The following is a 14,381-nucleotide window of genomic DNA, read 5'->3' on the forward strand; positions in this document are numbered from 1 at the left end:
TTCCACTAAATCCGGTTTCCGACCCGTATCCAGCCCGCACGATACCACTCGTGAAGCAAGGCTGTCATAGCCGGCACCCGGGATAGTGTTACAAACCGTTTCGCCTCCATTTGGCGCCGATCGGCCAGTTCAGGCAGCCATTCGCTGGCCTGCTCGAGCGGCCCTTCTTCGCCATTGATGAAGTACGAGCGCGCGTTATACATCAATGCGGCCCTTCTGTCGAGACACACGCCGCGACGTGACGCCTGCGCGACGAAGGCCGCCTCGGACAGCGGGCGCGCCGGCGGCTCGAATACCACATTCGGCTTCGGCTCGCTCAGATAGCACCCGAGGAAATCGGCGATATCGCGCTTGCGCCAGCGGATCGCGTCGACGATCTCGGCCACGCGATCGATCATCGCCGGCGGCAGTTGCGCGGGCGTGTCGACTGCCGGCTGCTTCGGGTCGCGATAGAGCTCGTCGCCACGCCCGTCGCGCAGGCCGCCGCGTTCGGCGAGGTAATACAGGAATTGGGCGCCGAGTTCACCGGCCGATGGCGCACGAAAGCCGATCGAGCAGGTCATGCATTCGCCGTCGGCCACGCCGTCGTGCGCGATGTGAGGCGGCAGGTACAGCATGTCGCCCGGTTCCAGCACCCATTCGTCGCTGGGCTCGAAATGCCGGAGGATCTTGAGCGGCACGTCCGGCTGCAGCGACAGGTCGGTCTGTGCGCCGATTCGCCAGCGCCGCCGACCTTCGACTTGCAGCAGGAATACATCATACGAATCGAAGTGCGGGCCGACGCCGCCGCCGTCCGTCGCGTACGAGATCATCAGGTCGTCCAGACGCGCGTCCGGGATGAAGCGGAAGCGGTCGAGCAGCGCGCGCGCCGCGTCGACGTGCAGGTCGAGCCCCTGCACGAGCAGCGTCCACGCACGCCGTGTGACGGCAGGCAGCGAGCCGGGTTCGAACGGACCGTGCGTCAGTTGCCACTTGTTACGAAAATGGGTAATCAGTCGCGATTCGGCGTCATAGTCGGCCGCTAGCTCGAACAATGCGTCGCGCGTGACCGGCGAGGCCACTCCGGGGATCGCCTGGCGGATCAGCAGCGGTTTTTTCTGCCAGTAGCGGCGCATGAATTGCGCCGGCGTAAGGCCGCCGAGCAGTGGAGTGGGAAGATCGGAAGGCGGCGCGCCGAGCGGGGCGGCCGCATCCCGCGGTTCGGCTTGAGACCGGTTGCGCATCGTATAATGAGACTTGTATTTGGGAGAATTGGATGAAAATCGCAAAAAACACCGTCGTGTCAGTCGCTTACAAGCTGTCGGATGCGCAAGGCAATCTGATCGAGGAAAGCGACGAGCCGATGGTCTATCTGCACGGCGGCTATGATGGCACGTTCCCCAAGATCGAGGAACAGCTCGACGGCCAGGAGCCCGGTTACCAGACGCAGATTCAGCTCGAGCCCGAGGACGCATTCGGCGACTACGATCCCGAACTCGTGAAGATCGAGCCGCGCGATCGTTTTCCCGAGCCGCTCGAAGTGGGCATGCAGTTCGAAGGCACGCCGGAAGACGGCGACGAAGATGTCGATTCGCTGATCTATACGGTCACCGACATCGCCGAAGACAAGGTCGTGCTGGACGGCAATCACCCGCTCGCCGGAATGGCGCTGCGTTTCGCGCTCACCGTGAAGGACGTGCGCGAGGCGACCGAAGACGAGATCGAGCACGAACATGCGCACGGCGCGGACGGGATCGAGGTCGTCGACGAGGATGACGACGAGAACGGCGAGTCCCCGTCAGGGCGTACTCTGCACTGAGCTGGCAGGCTGCGCGGGCACCGGCGCGACGCCTGACGGCGCATCGCCTGGCGCCGCGCCATTGCCTTGCAGCGACGGCGCGAGCGACGACGAGTCGGGCAGCGCTGGCAACGCCGGAATCTCCGGCATCTGAGGCAGCGGGACGTCGTCCCGGGGCACGAGCGGCAGTGCCGGCGGCACCGGGACGTTCTTCGGCACGTCCTGCAGACTCACGCTGAAGATCGTCTGCCGCGCCGGCGAGACGCCGATCTTTACCCACTGAGTCGTCGGGTGGCGCGGGCCGATCGCGACGCGCGTCACGTTTCCGACCAGTTCACCGTCGTCCGCATGCAGCGGTCGATCGATCAGAAAACCGTTCGCGAGCGGTTCGCCGCTCGCGTGCACGACCAGGATCGGGCCGCGGAACGTCGCTGCCGCCTTCACCAAGGTTCGTTTCAGCTCACGAAAGCCGTCGCGGACGCGCGGCCGATTGAAACGCAGCCACGCAAAGCGCTCTGCGCGCTCGTAGCGATCGAATTGCGGATCGCCTTCGAAAATCACCACCATCGCGTGCGCGTCGCGCCGTTTCGCATATTCGGCCGCGTGATCGATCCAGAAGCCGTTCGCGATAATGCGATCTTCGAACTCGCCGTTGCGGCCGCCCGCCGTCAGGAAGTGATTATTCGGCGCCGGCACGTTGAGCGCGACGTAGACGATGCCGTCATGCATCCAGCGCGCGTTTTCGCGATACAGGCGAAACCGCGCGACTTCGCTTTCGCGTGTGATCTGCAGCGCGTCGGTGTTGGGCAGCGCCGCGTCGGCGAGCAGCGTCTGCCGCAGGAAATCGAGTCGCTCGACCGGATCGTAGCCGCCGCCGGCCGCCGCGTTGCAGGCCACCCAGTCGTCGTGGCCGGGAACGAACACCAGCGGCACGCGCGACGCGTCGAGGATTGCGCCACGCTGTACGTACAGCGCGTCGCGGCACGGCTCCTTCGCCCCTTTCAGATCGCCCGCGTAGACGATGAACGCGAGATTGCGCTCCCGCGCAATCGATTCGAGCAGCCGCTGAGCGGCCGGTTCGTCCGCGGGTACGTTGATGACGCCGGATACGACTGCGAACGACGACGGGGTCGCGGCGGTGCGTTTGGCCGGCGCCGCTAGCGCGGCGGACTGGACGAGCACGAACGCGGCCGCAGCGCACGCGGCAGCCCGGACTGCGTGCCGCGGTTTGCGCATTGCGCGCTTATGCGTGCCCGTCGGCATCGTGTGACCGGACGAGCGCGCGCAGCTCATATAGCAGGTCGAGCGCGTCGCGCGGCTTCAGATCGTCGGGATCGATGTCGCGAAGCTTCTCGAGCGCCGGATGCGGCGTGTCAGCCGGTGCCGGGGCGTCCGCGCATTCGAGATCGTCCGGCATGGCCGGCGGCGCGCTGAACAGGTCGAGTTGCGGCGTATGCTGCGACGCCGATTGCTGTTCGAGATACGCGAGATGCTTGCGGGCGGCGCGGATCACCGGTGCCGGCACGCCGGCCAGCTGCGCGACCTGCAGCCCGTAACTCTGATTCGCAGGACCTTCGTTGACCGCGTGGAGGAACACGATGCCATGGCCGTGCTCGACGGCGGACAGATGCACGTTCGCTGCTTGCGGGAACTCCGCCGGCAGTTGCGTGAGCTCGAAGTAGTGCGTTGCGAACAGCGTGTAGCAGCCGTTGTGCGCGAGCAGATGGCGTGCGATCGCCCACGCGAGTGCGAGACCGTCGAACGTCGACGTGCCGCGGCCGATCTCGTCCATCAGCACGAGGCTTTGCGGTGTCGCGTCGTTGAGGATCGCTGCGGCCTCCGTCATCTCGACCATGAATGTCGAGCGGCCGCCGGCCAGATCGTCGGCTGCGCCGATGCGCGTAAAGATGCGGTCGATCGGGCCGAAGCGCGCCGACTTCGCCGGCACGTAACTGCCGACATAGGCCATCAACGCGATCAATGCGGTTTGCCGCATGAAGGTCGACTTACCGCCCATGTTCGGGCCGGTGATCAGCAGTAGCTTGCGCTCCGGGCCGAACCGGCAATCGTTCGCGATGAACTGCTCGACCTGCGCTTCGACGACCGGATGACGACCCTGTTCGATTTCGATGCCGACGTCGTCCGTGAAAGTCGGTGCGACCCAGTCGAGCGCACGCGCACGTTCCGCGAACGCAGCGAGCACGTCGAGTTCCGCAAGCGCGGACGCAACGCGCTGGCACTCCGGAATGAACGGCAACAGCGCCTGCAGCACGCCGTCATAGAGCGAGCGCTCGCGCGACAGTGCGCGTTCCTGCGCGGACAGCGCCTTGTCCTCGAACGTTTTCAGTTCGGGCGTAATGTAGCGTTCGGCGTTCTTCAGCGTCTGGCGGCGACGATAGTCGTCGGGCACCTTGTCGGTCTGGCCGCGCGTGACCTCGATATAGAAACCGTGCACCTTGTTGTACTCCACGCGCAGGTTCGCGATGCCTGTGCGCGCACGTTCGCGCGCTTCGAGATCGATCAGGAACTGGCCGCAGTTCTCCGAGATGTCGCGCAGCTCGTCGAGCTCAGCATCGTAGCCGCGTGCGATCACGCCGCCGTCGCGCACCATCGCGGCAGGCTCCGGCGCGATCGCGCTCGTCAGCAGATCCAGACACTCGGCGGGCGGCACGAGCGCCGTATGAATGCGCTTCAGCGCATCGGCGTTCGCGGCGATGGCCTCGATACGTTCGCGCAGCGCGGGCAGGGCGGCGAACGTATCGCGCAGGCTCGACAAGTCGCGTGGCCGAGCGGACAGCAGCGCGAGGCGGCCGGTGATCCGTTCGACGTCGGCGATCTGGCGCAGCGCGCTGCGCAGTGCGTCGAGGCTTGCGTCCGCGGGCGCGTCGAGCAGCGCGCCGATTGCTTGCTGGCGCGACTGTGCGGCAACCGATGCGCGCGGCGGATGATGCAGCCAGTGGCGCAACAGGCGGCTGCCCATCGTCGTGCAGCAGGTGTCGAGCAGCGAATACAGCGTCGGCGACTCGGTGCCGCGCAGCGTCTCGGTCAGTTCCAGATTGCGGCGCGTGGCCGGATCGAGCCCGATGTATTCGGTCTCGTTCTCCACCTTGAGGCTGCGCACGTGCCGCAGCTGCTGTCCTTGCGTAGCGGCTGCATACAGCAGCAGCGCGCCCGCGGCACCGCACGCACTCGTCAGCGAATGCGCGCCGAAGCCGTCGAGGCTCGCGACGTCGAGCTGGTCGCACAGGCGCTGCGTACCGGACGCGATGTCGAAGTGCCACGCCGGCACGCGCTTGATGGTTCCTGCGCCGGCAGGCACGGTATCGGTTGTGCCATCGGCGGTCAGAATTTCGGCCGGCCGGATGCGTTCGAGCGCGGCGCCGAGCTGTTCGGGCTCGATTTCGGCGAGCCGCAATGCGCCGCTCGCGAGGTTCAGCCATGCGAGCCCGATATTGACCACGACGCCGCGCTTGTTGTGACCGGTGCACATCGCGAGCAGGTAGACGTCGTTCTTGTCGGACAGCAGTGCAGCGTCGGTGAGCGTGCCGGGCGTGACGACGCGCACGACCTTGCGCTCGACGGGGCCTTTGGACGTGGCCGGATCGCCGATCTGCTCGCAGATCGCAACCGACTCGCCCATCTTCACGAGCTTCGCCAGATACTGCTCGACCGCGTGATGCGGAACGCCCGCCATCTTGATCGGGTTGCCGGCCGACGCGCCACGCTGCGTGAGGGTCAGGTCCAGCAGGCGCGCCGCTCTTTCCGCATCTTCGAAGAATAGCTCGTAGAAGTCGCCCATCCGGTAGAAGACGAGCGTGTCGGGGTGGTCGGCCTTGATGCGCAAGTACTGTTGCATCATTGGAGTATGGGCTGCGAAGGCCTCGGGCGACAGCGTGGTCATAGATCCGGCGTAAAGTTGCTTGGGTTGCCCGAGTTTACCAGCGGCGCCGACGATTACAGCGGACGTTGGCCGATCGGCCGGCTTACGTGACGCGCTGCCGCTGCGCGTTCTGCGCATGCGCGCAGCGAAACGATTCTTGTCCGGCCGCGATGGCGTGTGTTTTGGGCGGCGCCGACGGCCGGTACAGCGGGGGCGGGTGCTCGCCGATCTCGCCGGCTTCGAACACGTCAATATAAAAGGGCTGTGTACGCCGAACGTCGGCGACTCTGCCGAGCCTCGCTCGCGTTTCACGATCCAAATGCCGACGGCCCGTGCCGCACGAAGCGGACACGGGCCGTCGGCGTATGCGACCCCGGCTCGGCGCGCTTACGCGGCCGAATGCAGGCGGCTGTAGCGGTTCAGGATCGGGATCATCTGCGCATAGATCTTCGGGTTCGCGGCGACGATCTCATGCCGATGCAGGAAATCCGCGTCGCCCATGTAGTTGCCGACGAGGCCGCCGGCCTCCGTGATCAGCAAGCTGCCCGCGGCCATGTCCCATACGTTGATGCCCTGCTCGAAGAACGCGTCGAGGCGGCCGGCCGCGACGTTTGCAAGATCGAGCGCCGCCGCGCCTGGCCGGCGCAGGCCCGTGCACGCCTGCGTCATTTCTGTGAACAGGCGCGCATACGCGTCGAGGCCGTCCTTCTCGCGGAAAGGGAAGCCCGTGCCGACGAGCGCGTCCGCGAGGCGATCGCGGCGGCCGACGCGGATGCGGCGGTCGTTCAGATAGGCGCCGCGGCCGCGCGTGGCGGTGAAGAGGTCGTTGCGGTTCGGATCGTAGACGACGGCCTGCGTGACGACGCCCTTGTGTGCGAGTGCGATCGACACGCAGTAGTACGGAAAGCCGTGGATGAAGTTCGTCGTGCCGTCGAGCGGATCGATGATCCACTGGAACTCGGACTCGTTGTCGGACTCGCCCGATTCCTCCGCGAGGATCGCGTGATCTGGGTAGGCGGTTTTCAGCGTCTCGATGATCGCATCTTCGGCGGCCTTGTCGACTTCGGTGACGAAGTCGTTCTGTTGCTTCTTGCGGATCTCGATCAGATCGAGATCGAGCGACGCGCGATTGATGATCTGTCCGGCGCGGCGCGCAGCCTTGACAGCAATGTTGAGCATGGGATGCATGAGTCTGGATCCTGTAGCCGGCGGCACGGGCCGCCAAGAAGTGGAACAACCCGCCCGGGACAGCGCGAGCGTGTCGGGCGAGGTGAGACGCGAATTGACAAAGAGCAGGGCACGACCCGCGTCGCCCGGACGGCGGCGCGTAAGGGCATGATTTTACCCGATTATCGGCGGTCTTACGCGGCGGGAATGCGGGGAAACCCGTGCTGGCCGTTCGGACGAGTGGGCGCGTCGCGGCGATGGGCGATACCATACGGCCATTCTGATGAACCGGGTCGTACCGTAGTGGAAACCTTGCAGAACAACGCCGTGCCGTCCGCGCTCGGCGCGTCGTCGTCCCGGCCGCCGTCCGGCGGCTTCACATCGACCCGCTTCGTGCTGGTCGAGCCCAGTCATCCCGGCAACGTCGGCGCGGCCGCGCGCGCACTGAAAACGATGGGGTTTTCGCGGCTCGTGCTGGTCGCGCCGCGCGTGCCGCACGTGCAAAGCGATCCGGATGCGATCGCGATGGCGAGCGGCGCCGACGACGTGCTCGCATCGGCACACGTGGTGCCGACGCTCGGCGATGCGCTGTCCGGCGTGCATTGGTCGGTCGCGCTGACTGCACGCACGCGCGAATACGGGCCGCCGCGCCTCGCCCCGCGGGCGGCCGCCGCGCACGCGCGCGTGCAGGTCGGCACCGGCGACGTTGCGCTCGTGTTCGGCAACGAGCGCACGGGGCTCGCGAACGAGCACGTCGAGCAATGCAGCGCGCTCGCGCACATTCCGGCGAATCCGGCGTACAGCTCGCTGAATCTCGCGCAGGCCGTGCAGGTGCTCGCTTATGAGCTGCGTGTCGCGTTTCTCGAATGCGAGGGCGGGCGCGAACCGCCGCCGCAAGCGCAGGCCGGCGGCGGCACGCTCGCGCAGAGCGAAGAGATCGAGCGGATGTACGCGCATCTCGAGAGCGCGCTGATCGCGCTGGAGTTCCTCGATCCGCGCAATCCGAAGAAACTGATGCCGCGGCTGCGACGCCTTTTCTCGCGCACGGCGCTCGAGCGCGAAGAGGTGAACATTCTGCGCGGCATCGCGAAGCACATCCTGTTGAAGTCGGGCACGCCGGACGGCGACGCGTAAGCGGCACACGCGGCACACATGTGGAACCGGCGCTCGCGCGTACGCGGAATCCGGGTCGCATGATCGCCGCGGTTCCGCTTGTTCCAATACGCGGGATGCAGGACACGCGCCGGAACGCGCGGCACGGCATCCTGCCCGAATACCCGCGCGACCGGCGGGGTGAACGCGACGCGTCGTGCGGTCGCGCGCGACTGGCCCTACAATCCCCGGACGTCATAAACAAATTACCCGGTGCGATAACGGCCGGGCAGCGCCGGCGATGCGCGCCGGCCTTTTCCCCGATCGGATCATGTTCACGAGACTGCGCGAAGACGTTGCGACGATTCGCGAGCGCGACCCCGCCGCTCGCAGTGCCTGGGAAGTGCTGACCTGTTATCCGGGGCTGCATGCGCTCATGCTGCACCGCTTCGCGCATGCGTGCTGGCGCGCGAAGCGCTACTGGCTTGCGCGCTTCGCGTCGCAGGTGGGCAGGTTCCTGACCGGTATCGAGATTCACCCCGGTGCGACGATCGGCCGACGCGTGTTCATCGATCACGGGATGGGCGTCGTGATCGGCGAAACGGCGATCGTCGGCGACGACTGCACGATCTATCAGGGCGTGACGCTCGGCGGCACGTCGCTCACGCGCGGCGCGAAGCGCCATCCGACGCTCGAAGCCGGCGTGATCGTCGGCGCGGGCGCGAAGGTGCTCGGCGGCTTCACGGTCGGCGCCGGCGCGAAGATCGGGTCGAACGCGGTAGTGGTGAAGCCGGTGCCTGCAGGCGGCACGGCGGTCGGCAATCCGGCGCGCATCGTGATGCCGGCGCAACCGAAACCGCAGCCCGAGCGCGCGGCGTTCTGCGCATACGGGATCACGCCGAACGCCGACGATCCGATGTCGCTCGCGATTCACGGGCTGATCGATCACGCGGCGAAGGAAAGCCGGCGTGTCGACGAGATCGTCGCGGCGCTGGAGCGGCTCGGCACACATCTGGAAACGCTGCAGGGCGCCGATGCGGCGCGCCTCGACCTGCGCAGGCTGTCGGCGGTTCTGGAAGGAAAGGCGCTCGAGCGTCAGTCGTAGCGCGGCATCAGTCGAGCGGCATCGGATGAATGCCGTCGGCATCGACGCGCAGATAGCCGCCGCGCGGCATGCCGTGATCGAGGTCCCAGTCGGGCAGCACCCACCGTATGCCGCCCGGCTCCATATGGCGTGCCGGACGATGCGTATGACCGTGAATCATCACGCTCGCGCGACTCTTCCGGAACAACGCGGCCACACCTTCATGCGTGACGTCGTAGATCGACGAAGCAGGCCGCATCCGGTCCGCTTCACTGTTCGCGCGCATCCGTCGCGCGAGCGCGCGACGCCAGCGGAACGGCCACGCGAGAAACAGCGCTTGCGCGACGCGGTTGCGCGCGAAACGGCGGAACCATTGATAGCCGCGATCGGCCGTGCATTGCGCGTCGCCGTGTGCGAGCACGATGCGCTGTCCGAACGCCATGATCAGCGCGGGATCGGGTAGCAGCATCGCGCCGGCCGCTTTCATGAAGCGTCGGCCGAGCAGGAAGTCGCGGTTGCCGTGCATCACGTAGAGCGCGATGCCGCGCTCCGAGAACGTATGCATCAGCGCGGCCATTCGCGCGACGAACGGATCGTCGTCGAGCACGTCGTCGCCGATCCAGTATTCGAACAGATCGCCGAGGATGAACACCGAGTCGGCGCTGTCGGCCGTGTATTTGACGAAATGCTCAAACGCGGCGACCGTCTTCGGGATCGCCTCGCTCAGATGCAGATCGGCGAGAAACAGGAACGGGCGTGCGGCTTGCGCGTATTCGCGCTCGCCCGGCACGCCCGCGGAGACGCTTCGCGGCGGACTCTCCTGCAACATCGAAGTGCCTCCGTCACCGCGTCAGACGACGACGGCCTTCTCGATCACGACGTCGTCGGTCGGCACGTCCTGATGGAAGCCCGCGTTGCCCGTCTTGACGGCCTTGATCTTGTCGACCACGTCCTGGCCCTCGACGACCTTGCCGAACACCGCGTAGCCCCAGCCCTGCGGCGTCGGCGACGAGTGGTTCAGGAAGTCGTTGTCGTTCACGTTGATGAAGAACTGGGCGGTCGCCGAATGCGGGTCGTTGGTGCGCGCCATCGCGATCGTGTACTTGTCGTTCTTCAGCCCGTTGTTCGCCTCGTTGTCGATCGGCGCATCGGTCGGCTTCTGCTTGAGGCCCGGCTCGAAGCCGCCGCCCTGGATCATGAAGCCGTTGATCACGCGATGGAACACGGTGCCGTCGTAGTGCCCCTTCTTCACGTAGTTGAGGAAGTTCTCGACCGTCTTCGGTGCCTTCGCGGCGTCGAGCTCGAGCTTGATCACGCCGTGGTTCGTATGCAGTTCAACCATGATGAATTCCTTCGATGAGGCGGTTTAAATGGCACGCGGCCGGTCGTGCGACGCGGCCGCGTGTGGCGCCGGACGTGCCGGCAGGTTCTTACTTCGAGACGACGCTCGCCGATTCGATCACGACCGGCTGCACGGGCACGTCCTGCATCGGGCCGCGCGACGTCGTCGGCACGCTTTCGATTTTCTTCACGACGTCGAGGCCCGACACGACCTTGCCGAACACCGCGTAGCCATTGCCGTCCGGGTTCGGGTAGTCGAGACCGCTATTGTCGACCGTGTTGATGAAGAACTGCGCGGTGGCCGAATTCGGATCGCTCGTGCGCGCCATCGCGATCGTGCCGGTCAGGTTCTTCAGACCATTGCGGCTTTCCAGCGGGATCGGCGCGCGCGTGGGCTTCTCGTCGAAGTTCGTCTTGTAGCCGCCGCCCTGGATCATGAAGCCCTTGATCACGCGATGGAAGATCGTGCCGTTGTACTGGCCGGACTTCACGTAATCGAGGAAGTTGGCGACCGTCTTCGGCGCTTTTTCCGGATAGAGCTCGACGCGGATGTCGCCCTGCGAGGTCTTCAGCTGCACGACGGGGTGCGCGGTGGACGTTTGCGCGAATGCGGGCGCGGTCGCGAGAAGGGCGGCGCCGCCAAGCGCCAGCAACAGACGTTTCATTGCGATCCTCAGGTTGGGAAAAAAGAAGGCGACGCCGCTCACTGCGACGGCGCGACGTACGGCGCCGTGAGTGCGCCCGACGGACCGTTGAACTGGAACGTCGGCGACATCGGCAGCGTCGTGGTGCTGACGTTCGCCGCCGCACGGTCGGTGTACTCGCGCGTGGCCGGCGTGATCGCGCGCGCGCTCGACGCGGACTTCGGCGGCGACACGATCTTCTGCAGATCGGCGAGACGCTGCGCGGTCGCGCCGCTCGTGCGCCCGAGCGATTGCGCGCGCTTGTACGATTCGGCCGCGAGGCGCAGGTACAGATCGCCGAGGTTTTCGTACGCGAGCGAATAGCTCGGGTTCGATTGCGTCGCGGTCACGAGCGCGGCGCGCGCTTCGTCGTAGCGGCCGTGCTTCGCATAGAGTGCGGCGAGGTTGTTGTACGGTTCGGGGAGTTCCGGGTACGCCTGCGTGATCGCGACGAACTGCTGGATCGCGTCGTCGTCGCGGTTCAGGCGCGCGAGCACGGTGCCGCGCTTGAACTGCGCCTGCACGTCGTGCGGGTTCGACGCGATGCGCGCGTCGAGCTGCGCGAGCGCCTGCTTCCATTGTTTGCCGGCGATCGACGCGTCGATTTCGGGCGTGCCGTCGGCGACGGCCGGAGCCTTTTGCGCGTGCGCCGCAGGGACCGCGAAAAGCGTCAGCGCGACGCCCATGACGGCGGTCGCAACGAGGGTCGCAGCGCTCTGCGCGCGGCCGCGATGAGATTTCATAGGCGTAATTCGGAATGTTATACTTCGACCCATTCTAACAAAACGTCTGCGCGTTCCGGCGAGCGGCGGACAGTCTTTCTTTGCCTCTCGTGGCCGTCACCGCTGTGCTTGCAGCCTGACCGCCCCATGTGATATCGAGGACGCTCGGCATGGCGCCGCAGCAGGTGGTTCGTCCGGTTCGCATGCAGGGCGAGTTTCGCCAGGGCGGTTTCCTTCGGCTCACGGTTCATCTCTATGGAATCACTGCGCATCTACAACACGCTCGCGCGTGACAAGCAAGTTTTCGTGCCGCGCCGTTCCGGCGAAGTACGGATGTACGTATGCGGGATCACCGTCTACGACTATTGTCACGTGGGCCATGCGCGCATGCTGGTCGTGTTCGACCTCGTCCAGCGCTGGCTGCGTGCGATCGGCTATCGCGTCACGTACGTGCGCAACATCACCGACATCGACGACAAGATCATCCGTCGCGCGGTCGAGAACGGCGAGACGATCAAGTCGCTGACCGATCGGTTCATCGGCGCGATGCACGAAGACGAGGACGCGCTCGGCATTCAGCGGCCCGACATCGAGCCGCGCGCGACGCAGTTCATTCCGCAGATGCTCGGGATGATCGAGCAGCTCGAGTCGAACGGATACGCATATCAGGCGACCGACGGCGACGTCAATTATTCGGTGCGCAAGTTCGCGAATTACGGGAAGTTGTCGGGCAAGTCGCTCGACGACCTGCGCGCCGGCGAGCGCGTCGCCGCGAACGACGCGAAGGAAGATCCGCTCGATTTCGTGCTGTGGAAGCGGGCGAAGCCTGAAGATCCCGAAGGCGCGTCGTGGGAATCGAAGTACGGGATGGGCCGGCCGGGCTGGCACATCGAGTGCTCGGCGATGGGCTGCACGCTGCTCGGCGAGCATTTCGACATCCACGGCGGCGGGCAGGATCTGCAGTTCCCGCATCACGAGAACGAGATCGCGCAGAGCGAGGGCGCGACCGGCCAGACGTTCGTCAATTACTGGATGCACAACGGCTTCGTGCAGGTCGACAACGAGAAGATGTCGAAATCGCTCGGCAACTTCTTCACGATTCGCGAAGTGCTCGAGCGGTACGATGCCGAAGTCGTGCGCTTTTTCATCGTGCGCACGCACTACCGGTCGCCGCTCAACTACAGCGACGTGCATCTGGACGATGCGCGCGCGTCGCTCACGCGCCTGTACACCGCGCTGAAGGACGTCGAGCCGGACGCGCTCGCGCTCGACTGGAGCGAGCCGCACGCACAGCGCTTTGCCGCCGCGATGAACGACGACTTCAACACGCCGGTCGCGATCGCGACGCTGTTCGAGCTGGCCGGCGAAGTGAACCGCACGCGCGATGCATCGCTCGCGCGGCAACTGAAACAACTGGCGGGCCTGCTGGGCCTGCTCGGGCGCGAACCGCGCGCGTTCCTGCAGCAGGCGTCCGGCGCCGCGCGGGACGGCGGGCTCGCGGCCGACGAGATCGAAGCGAAGATCGCCGCGCGCGTCGCGGCGAAGCAAGCGAAGGACTATGCCGAAGCGGACCGGATTCGGGCGGAACTGCTCGACGCCGGTATCGCACTTGAAGACAAACCGGGCGGATCGACCGAATGGCGTCGCGTATGACCGCGATGCGTTCCACTGACCGATCCGTCGGGTAGGAGGCAAGATGGCAACGGCCAGAAAAGCGCCGGTCAGGCGTGCGACCGCGGTCGCCGTGCGTCCGGCAGCCAGGCGCGCGCCGGCCGAGAAGGCGGACGTCGCGCGCGGCGTGCCGAACGGCGCGCTCAACGGTCATGCGAAGCCCGCGCGCGCAAAGAGTGCGGACGCCGTGCAGACGGATGCGGCGATGCCGGCCGCGGACGCAGTGCGCAAGGCGCGCGAGTCCGATGCGACGGCCGACGGCGCGGACGCCGTCGTGCGCCCCGCATACTGGGACAAGGCGTGCGCCGATCTGATGAAGCGCGATCGCATCCTGAAGAAGCTGATCCCGAAGTTCGGTCCTGCGCATCTCGTGAAGCGCGGCGATCCGTTCGTCACGCTCGCACGCTCGGTCGTCGGTCAGCAGATCTCGGCGCCGTCCGCGCAGTCGCTGTGGGCGCGCATCGAGGACGCGTGTCCGAAGCTCGCGCCGCAGCCGGTCATTCGGCTCGGCGCGGACAAGCTGATCGCATGCGGGCTGTCGAAGCGCAAGACCGAATACATTCTCGACCTCGCGCAGCATTTCGTATCGGGCGCGCTGCACGTCGACAAATGGATGTCGATGGACGACGAGGACGTGATCGCGGAACTCACGCAGATTCGCGGCATCAGCCGCTGGACGGCCGAGATGTTCCTGATCTTCAACCTGTCGCGACCGGACGTGATGCCGCTCGACGATCCGGGCCTGATCCGCGCGATCAGCGTCAATTACTTCAGCGGGGAACCCGTCACGCGCAGCGAGGCGCGCGAGGTGGCCGCCAACTGGGAACCGTGGCGCACCGTCGCGACCTGGTACATGTGGCGCAGCCTCGACGCGTCCGACGCCGGCGCGTGAGAGCAGCCGATCGACGGCTATCGGGTTTTAAACATCAATAGTTGAGAGCCGGTTTTGCGCGTCGTTCGCGCG

General features: G+C 66.1%; 13 protein-coding genes. 5 read left to right on the forward strand and 8 right to left on the reverse strand.

Annotated features, from left to right (window positions below):
- Nucleotides 1-5 precede the first annotated feature (5 nt).
- Nucleotides 6-1,223, reverse strand: coding sequence for a cupin domain-containing protein (locus tag BUB20358_RS13930; protein ID WP_045552427.1), 1,218 nt, complete (start codon nt 1,221-1,223; stop codon nt 6-8).
- 32 nt (nt 1,224-1,255) lie between these two features.
- Between BUB20358_RS13930 and BUB20358_RS13935 the strand changes: the two genes are divergently transcribed.
- Nucleotides 1,256-1,798 carry an FKBP-type peptidyl-prolyl cis-trans isomerase gene (locus BUB20358_RS13935; protein WP_035972116.1) on the forward strand — a complete coding sequence of 181 codons (543 nt, stop codon included), beginning with the start codon at nt 1,256-1,258 and terminating at the stop codon, nt 1,796-1,798.
- Here the strand turns inward: BUB20358_RS13935 and BUB20358_RS13940 are convergent.
- The 3 genes from BUB20358_RS13940 to BUB20358_RS13950 form a co-directional block, all read right to left on the reverse strand.
- Complete coding sequence (locus BUB20358_RS13940; RefSeq protein ID WP_045552514.1) at nt 1,778-3,040, reverse strand: hypothetical protein; 1,263 nt, start codon at nt 3,038-3,040, stop codon at nt 1,778-1,780. The genes BUB20358_RS13935 and BUB20358_RS13940 overlap by 21 nt on opposite strands.
- Nucleotides 3,021-5,678 (reverse strand): DNA mismatch repair protein MutS, encoded by a 2,658-nt coding sequence (gene mutS / locus BUB20358_RS13945; RefSeq protein ID WP_006763967.1) that lies wholly within the window; start codon nt 5,676-5,678, stop codon nt 3,021-3,023. Before mutS ends, BUB20358_RS13940 begins: the two co-directional genes overlap by 20 nt.
- Before the next feature lie 366 nt (nt 5,679-6,044).
- A complete protein-coding gene (locus BUB20358_RS13950; protein ID WP_035972118.1) occupies nt 6,045-6,845 on the reverse strand; it encodes an inositol monophosphatase family protein in 801 nt (266 codons plus the stop codon).
- A gap of 282 nt (nt 6,846-7,127) precedes the next feature.
- Between BUB20358_RS13950 and BUB20358_RS13955 the strand changes: the two genes are divergently transcribed.
- Both BUB20358_RS13955 and cysE read left to right on the forward strand, forming a co-directional pair.
- Nucleotides 7,128-7,958: an RNA methyltransferase gene (locus BUB20358_RS13955; protein ID WP_035972120.1), complete on the forward strand. Its 831-nt coding sequence runs from the start codon at nt 7,128-7,130 to the stop codon at nt 7,956-7,958.
- A gap of 259 nt (nt 7,959-8,217) precedes the next feature.
- Nucleotides 8,218-9,021 carry a serine O-acetyltransferase gene (gene cysE / locus BUB20358_RS13960; protein ID WP_006763969.1) on the forward strand — a complete coding sequence of 268 codons (804 nt, stop codon included), beginning with the start codon at nt 8,218-8,220 and terminating at the stop codon, nt 9,019-9,021.
- 7 nt (nt 9,022-9,028) lie between these two features.
- On the opposite strand, the gene BUB20358_RS13965 is transcribed toward cysE, so the two are convergent.
- The 4 genes from BUB20358_RS13965 to BUB20358_RS13980 all read right to left on the reverse strand — a co-directional run bounded on the left by BUB20358_RS13965 (nt 9,029) and on the right by BUB20358_RS13980 (nt 11,767).
- A complete protein-coding gene (locus tag BUB20358_RS13965; protein ID WP_006763970.1) occupies nt 9,029-9,829 on the reverse strand; it encodes a UDP-2,3-diacylglucosamine diphosphatase in 801 nt (266 codons plus the stop codon).
- A gap of 21 nt (nt 9,830-9,850) precedes the next feature.
- Nucleotides 9,851-10,342 (reverse strand): peptidylprolyl isomerase, encoded by a 492-nt coding sequence (locus BUB20358_RS13970; protein ID WP_006763971.1) that lies wholly within the window; start codon nt 10,340-10,342, stop codon nt 9,851-9,853.
- Nucleotides 10,343-10,430: 88 nt separating this feature from the next.
- Complete coding sequence (locus BUB20358_RS13975; protein WP_006763972.1) at nt 10,431-11,006, reverse strand: peptidylprolyl isomerase; 576 nt, start codon at nt 11,004-11,006, stop codon at nt 10,431-10,433.
- Nucleotides 11,007-11,044: 38 nt separating this feature from the next.
- Nucleotides 11,045-11,767 carry a tetratricopeptide repeat protein gene (locus BUB20358_RS13980; protein ID WP_035972123.1) on the reverse strand — a complete coding sequence of 241 codons (723 nt, stop codon included), beginning with the start codon at nt 11,765-11,767 and terminating at the stop codon, nt 11,045-11,047.
- A gap of 234 nt (nt 11,768-12,001) precedes the next feature.
- On the opposite strand from BUB20358_RS13980, the gene cysS reads away from it, so the two are divergent.
- Complete coding sequence (gene cysS, locus BUB20358_RS13985; RefSeq protein ID WP_006763974.1) at nt 12,002-13,399, forward strand: cysteine--tRNA ligase; 1,398 nt, start codon at nt 12,002-12,004, stop codon at nt 13,397-13,399.
- Between the two features lie 43 nt (nt 13,400-13,442).
- Nucleotides 13,443-14,309 carry a DNA-3-methyladenine glycosylase family protein gene (locus BUB20358_RS13990; RefSeq protein WP_006763975.1) on the forward strand — a complete coding sequence of 289 codons (867 nt, stop codon included), beginning with the start codon at nt 13,443-13,445 and terminating at the stop codon, nt 14,307-14,309.
- The last annotated feature ends 72 nt before the right edge of the window (nt 14,310-14,381 follow it).

The sequence above is a fragment of the Burkholderia dolosa genome (assembly GCF_902499135.1).
Classification (GTDB): Bacteria; Pseudomonadota; Gammaproteobacteria; order Burkholderiales; family Burkholderiaceae; genus Burkholderia; species Burkholderia dolosa.

What these genes read in the sequence shown, in the direction of transcription:
- BUB20358_RS13940 (WP_045552514.1), bottom strand. Translation starts at nt 3,040, where the DNA reads ATGCCGACGGGCACGCATAAGCGCGCAATGCGCAAACCGCGGCACGCA.
- cysE (WP_006763969.1), top strand. Translation starts at nt 8,218, where the DNA reads ATGCGCGCCGGCCTTTTCCCCGATCGGATCATGTTCACGAGACTGCGC.
- BUB20358_RS13965 (WP_006763970.1), bottom strand. Translation starts at nt 9,829, where the DNA reads ATGTTGCAGGAGAGTCCGCCGCGAAGCGTCTCCGCGGGCGTGCCGGGC.
- BUB20358_RS13935 (WP_035972116.1), top strand. Translation starts at nt 1,256, where the DNA reads ATGAAAATCGCAAAAAACACCGTCGTGTCAGTCGCTTACAAGCTGTCG.
- cysS (WP_006763974.1), top strand. Translation starts at nt 12,002, where the DNA reads ATGGAATCACTGCGCATCTACAACACGCTCGCGCGTGACAAGCAAGTT.
- BUB20358_RS13975 (WP_006763972.1), bottom strand. Translation starts at nt 11,006, where the DNA reads ATGAAACGTCTGTTGCTGGCGCTTGGCGGCGCCGCCCTTCTCGCGACC.
- BUB20358_RS13980 (WP_035972123.1), bottom strand. Translation starts at nt 11,767, where the DNA reads ATGAAATCTCATCGCGGCCGCGCGCAGAGCGCTGCGACCCTCGTTGCG.
- BUB20358_RS13950 (WP_035972118.1), bottom strand. Translation starts at nt 6,845, where the DNA reads ATGCATCCCATGCTCAACATTGCTGTCAAGGCTGCGCGCCGCGCCGGA.
- BUB20358_RS13930 (WP_045552427.1), bottom strand. Translation starts at nt 1,223, where the DNA reads ATGCGCAACCGGTCTCAAGCCGAACCGCGGGATGCGGCCGCCCCGCTC.
- BUB20358_RS13990 (WP_006763975.1), top strand. Translation starts at nt 13,443, where the DNA reads ATGGCAACGGCCAGAAAAGCGCCGGTCAGGCGTGCGACCGCGGTCGCC.
- mutS (WP_006763967.1), bottom strand. Translation starts at nt 5,678, where the DNA reads ATGACCACGCTGTCGCCCGAGGCCTTCGCAGCCCATACTCCAATGATG.
- BUB20358_RS13970 (WP_006763971.1), bottom strand. Translation starts at nt 10,342, where the DNA reads ATGGTTGAACTGCATACGAACCACGGCGTGATCAAGCTCGAGCTCGAC.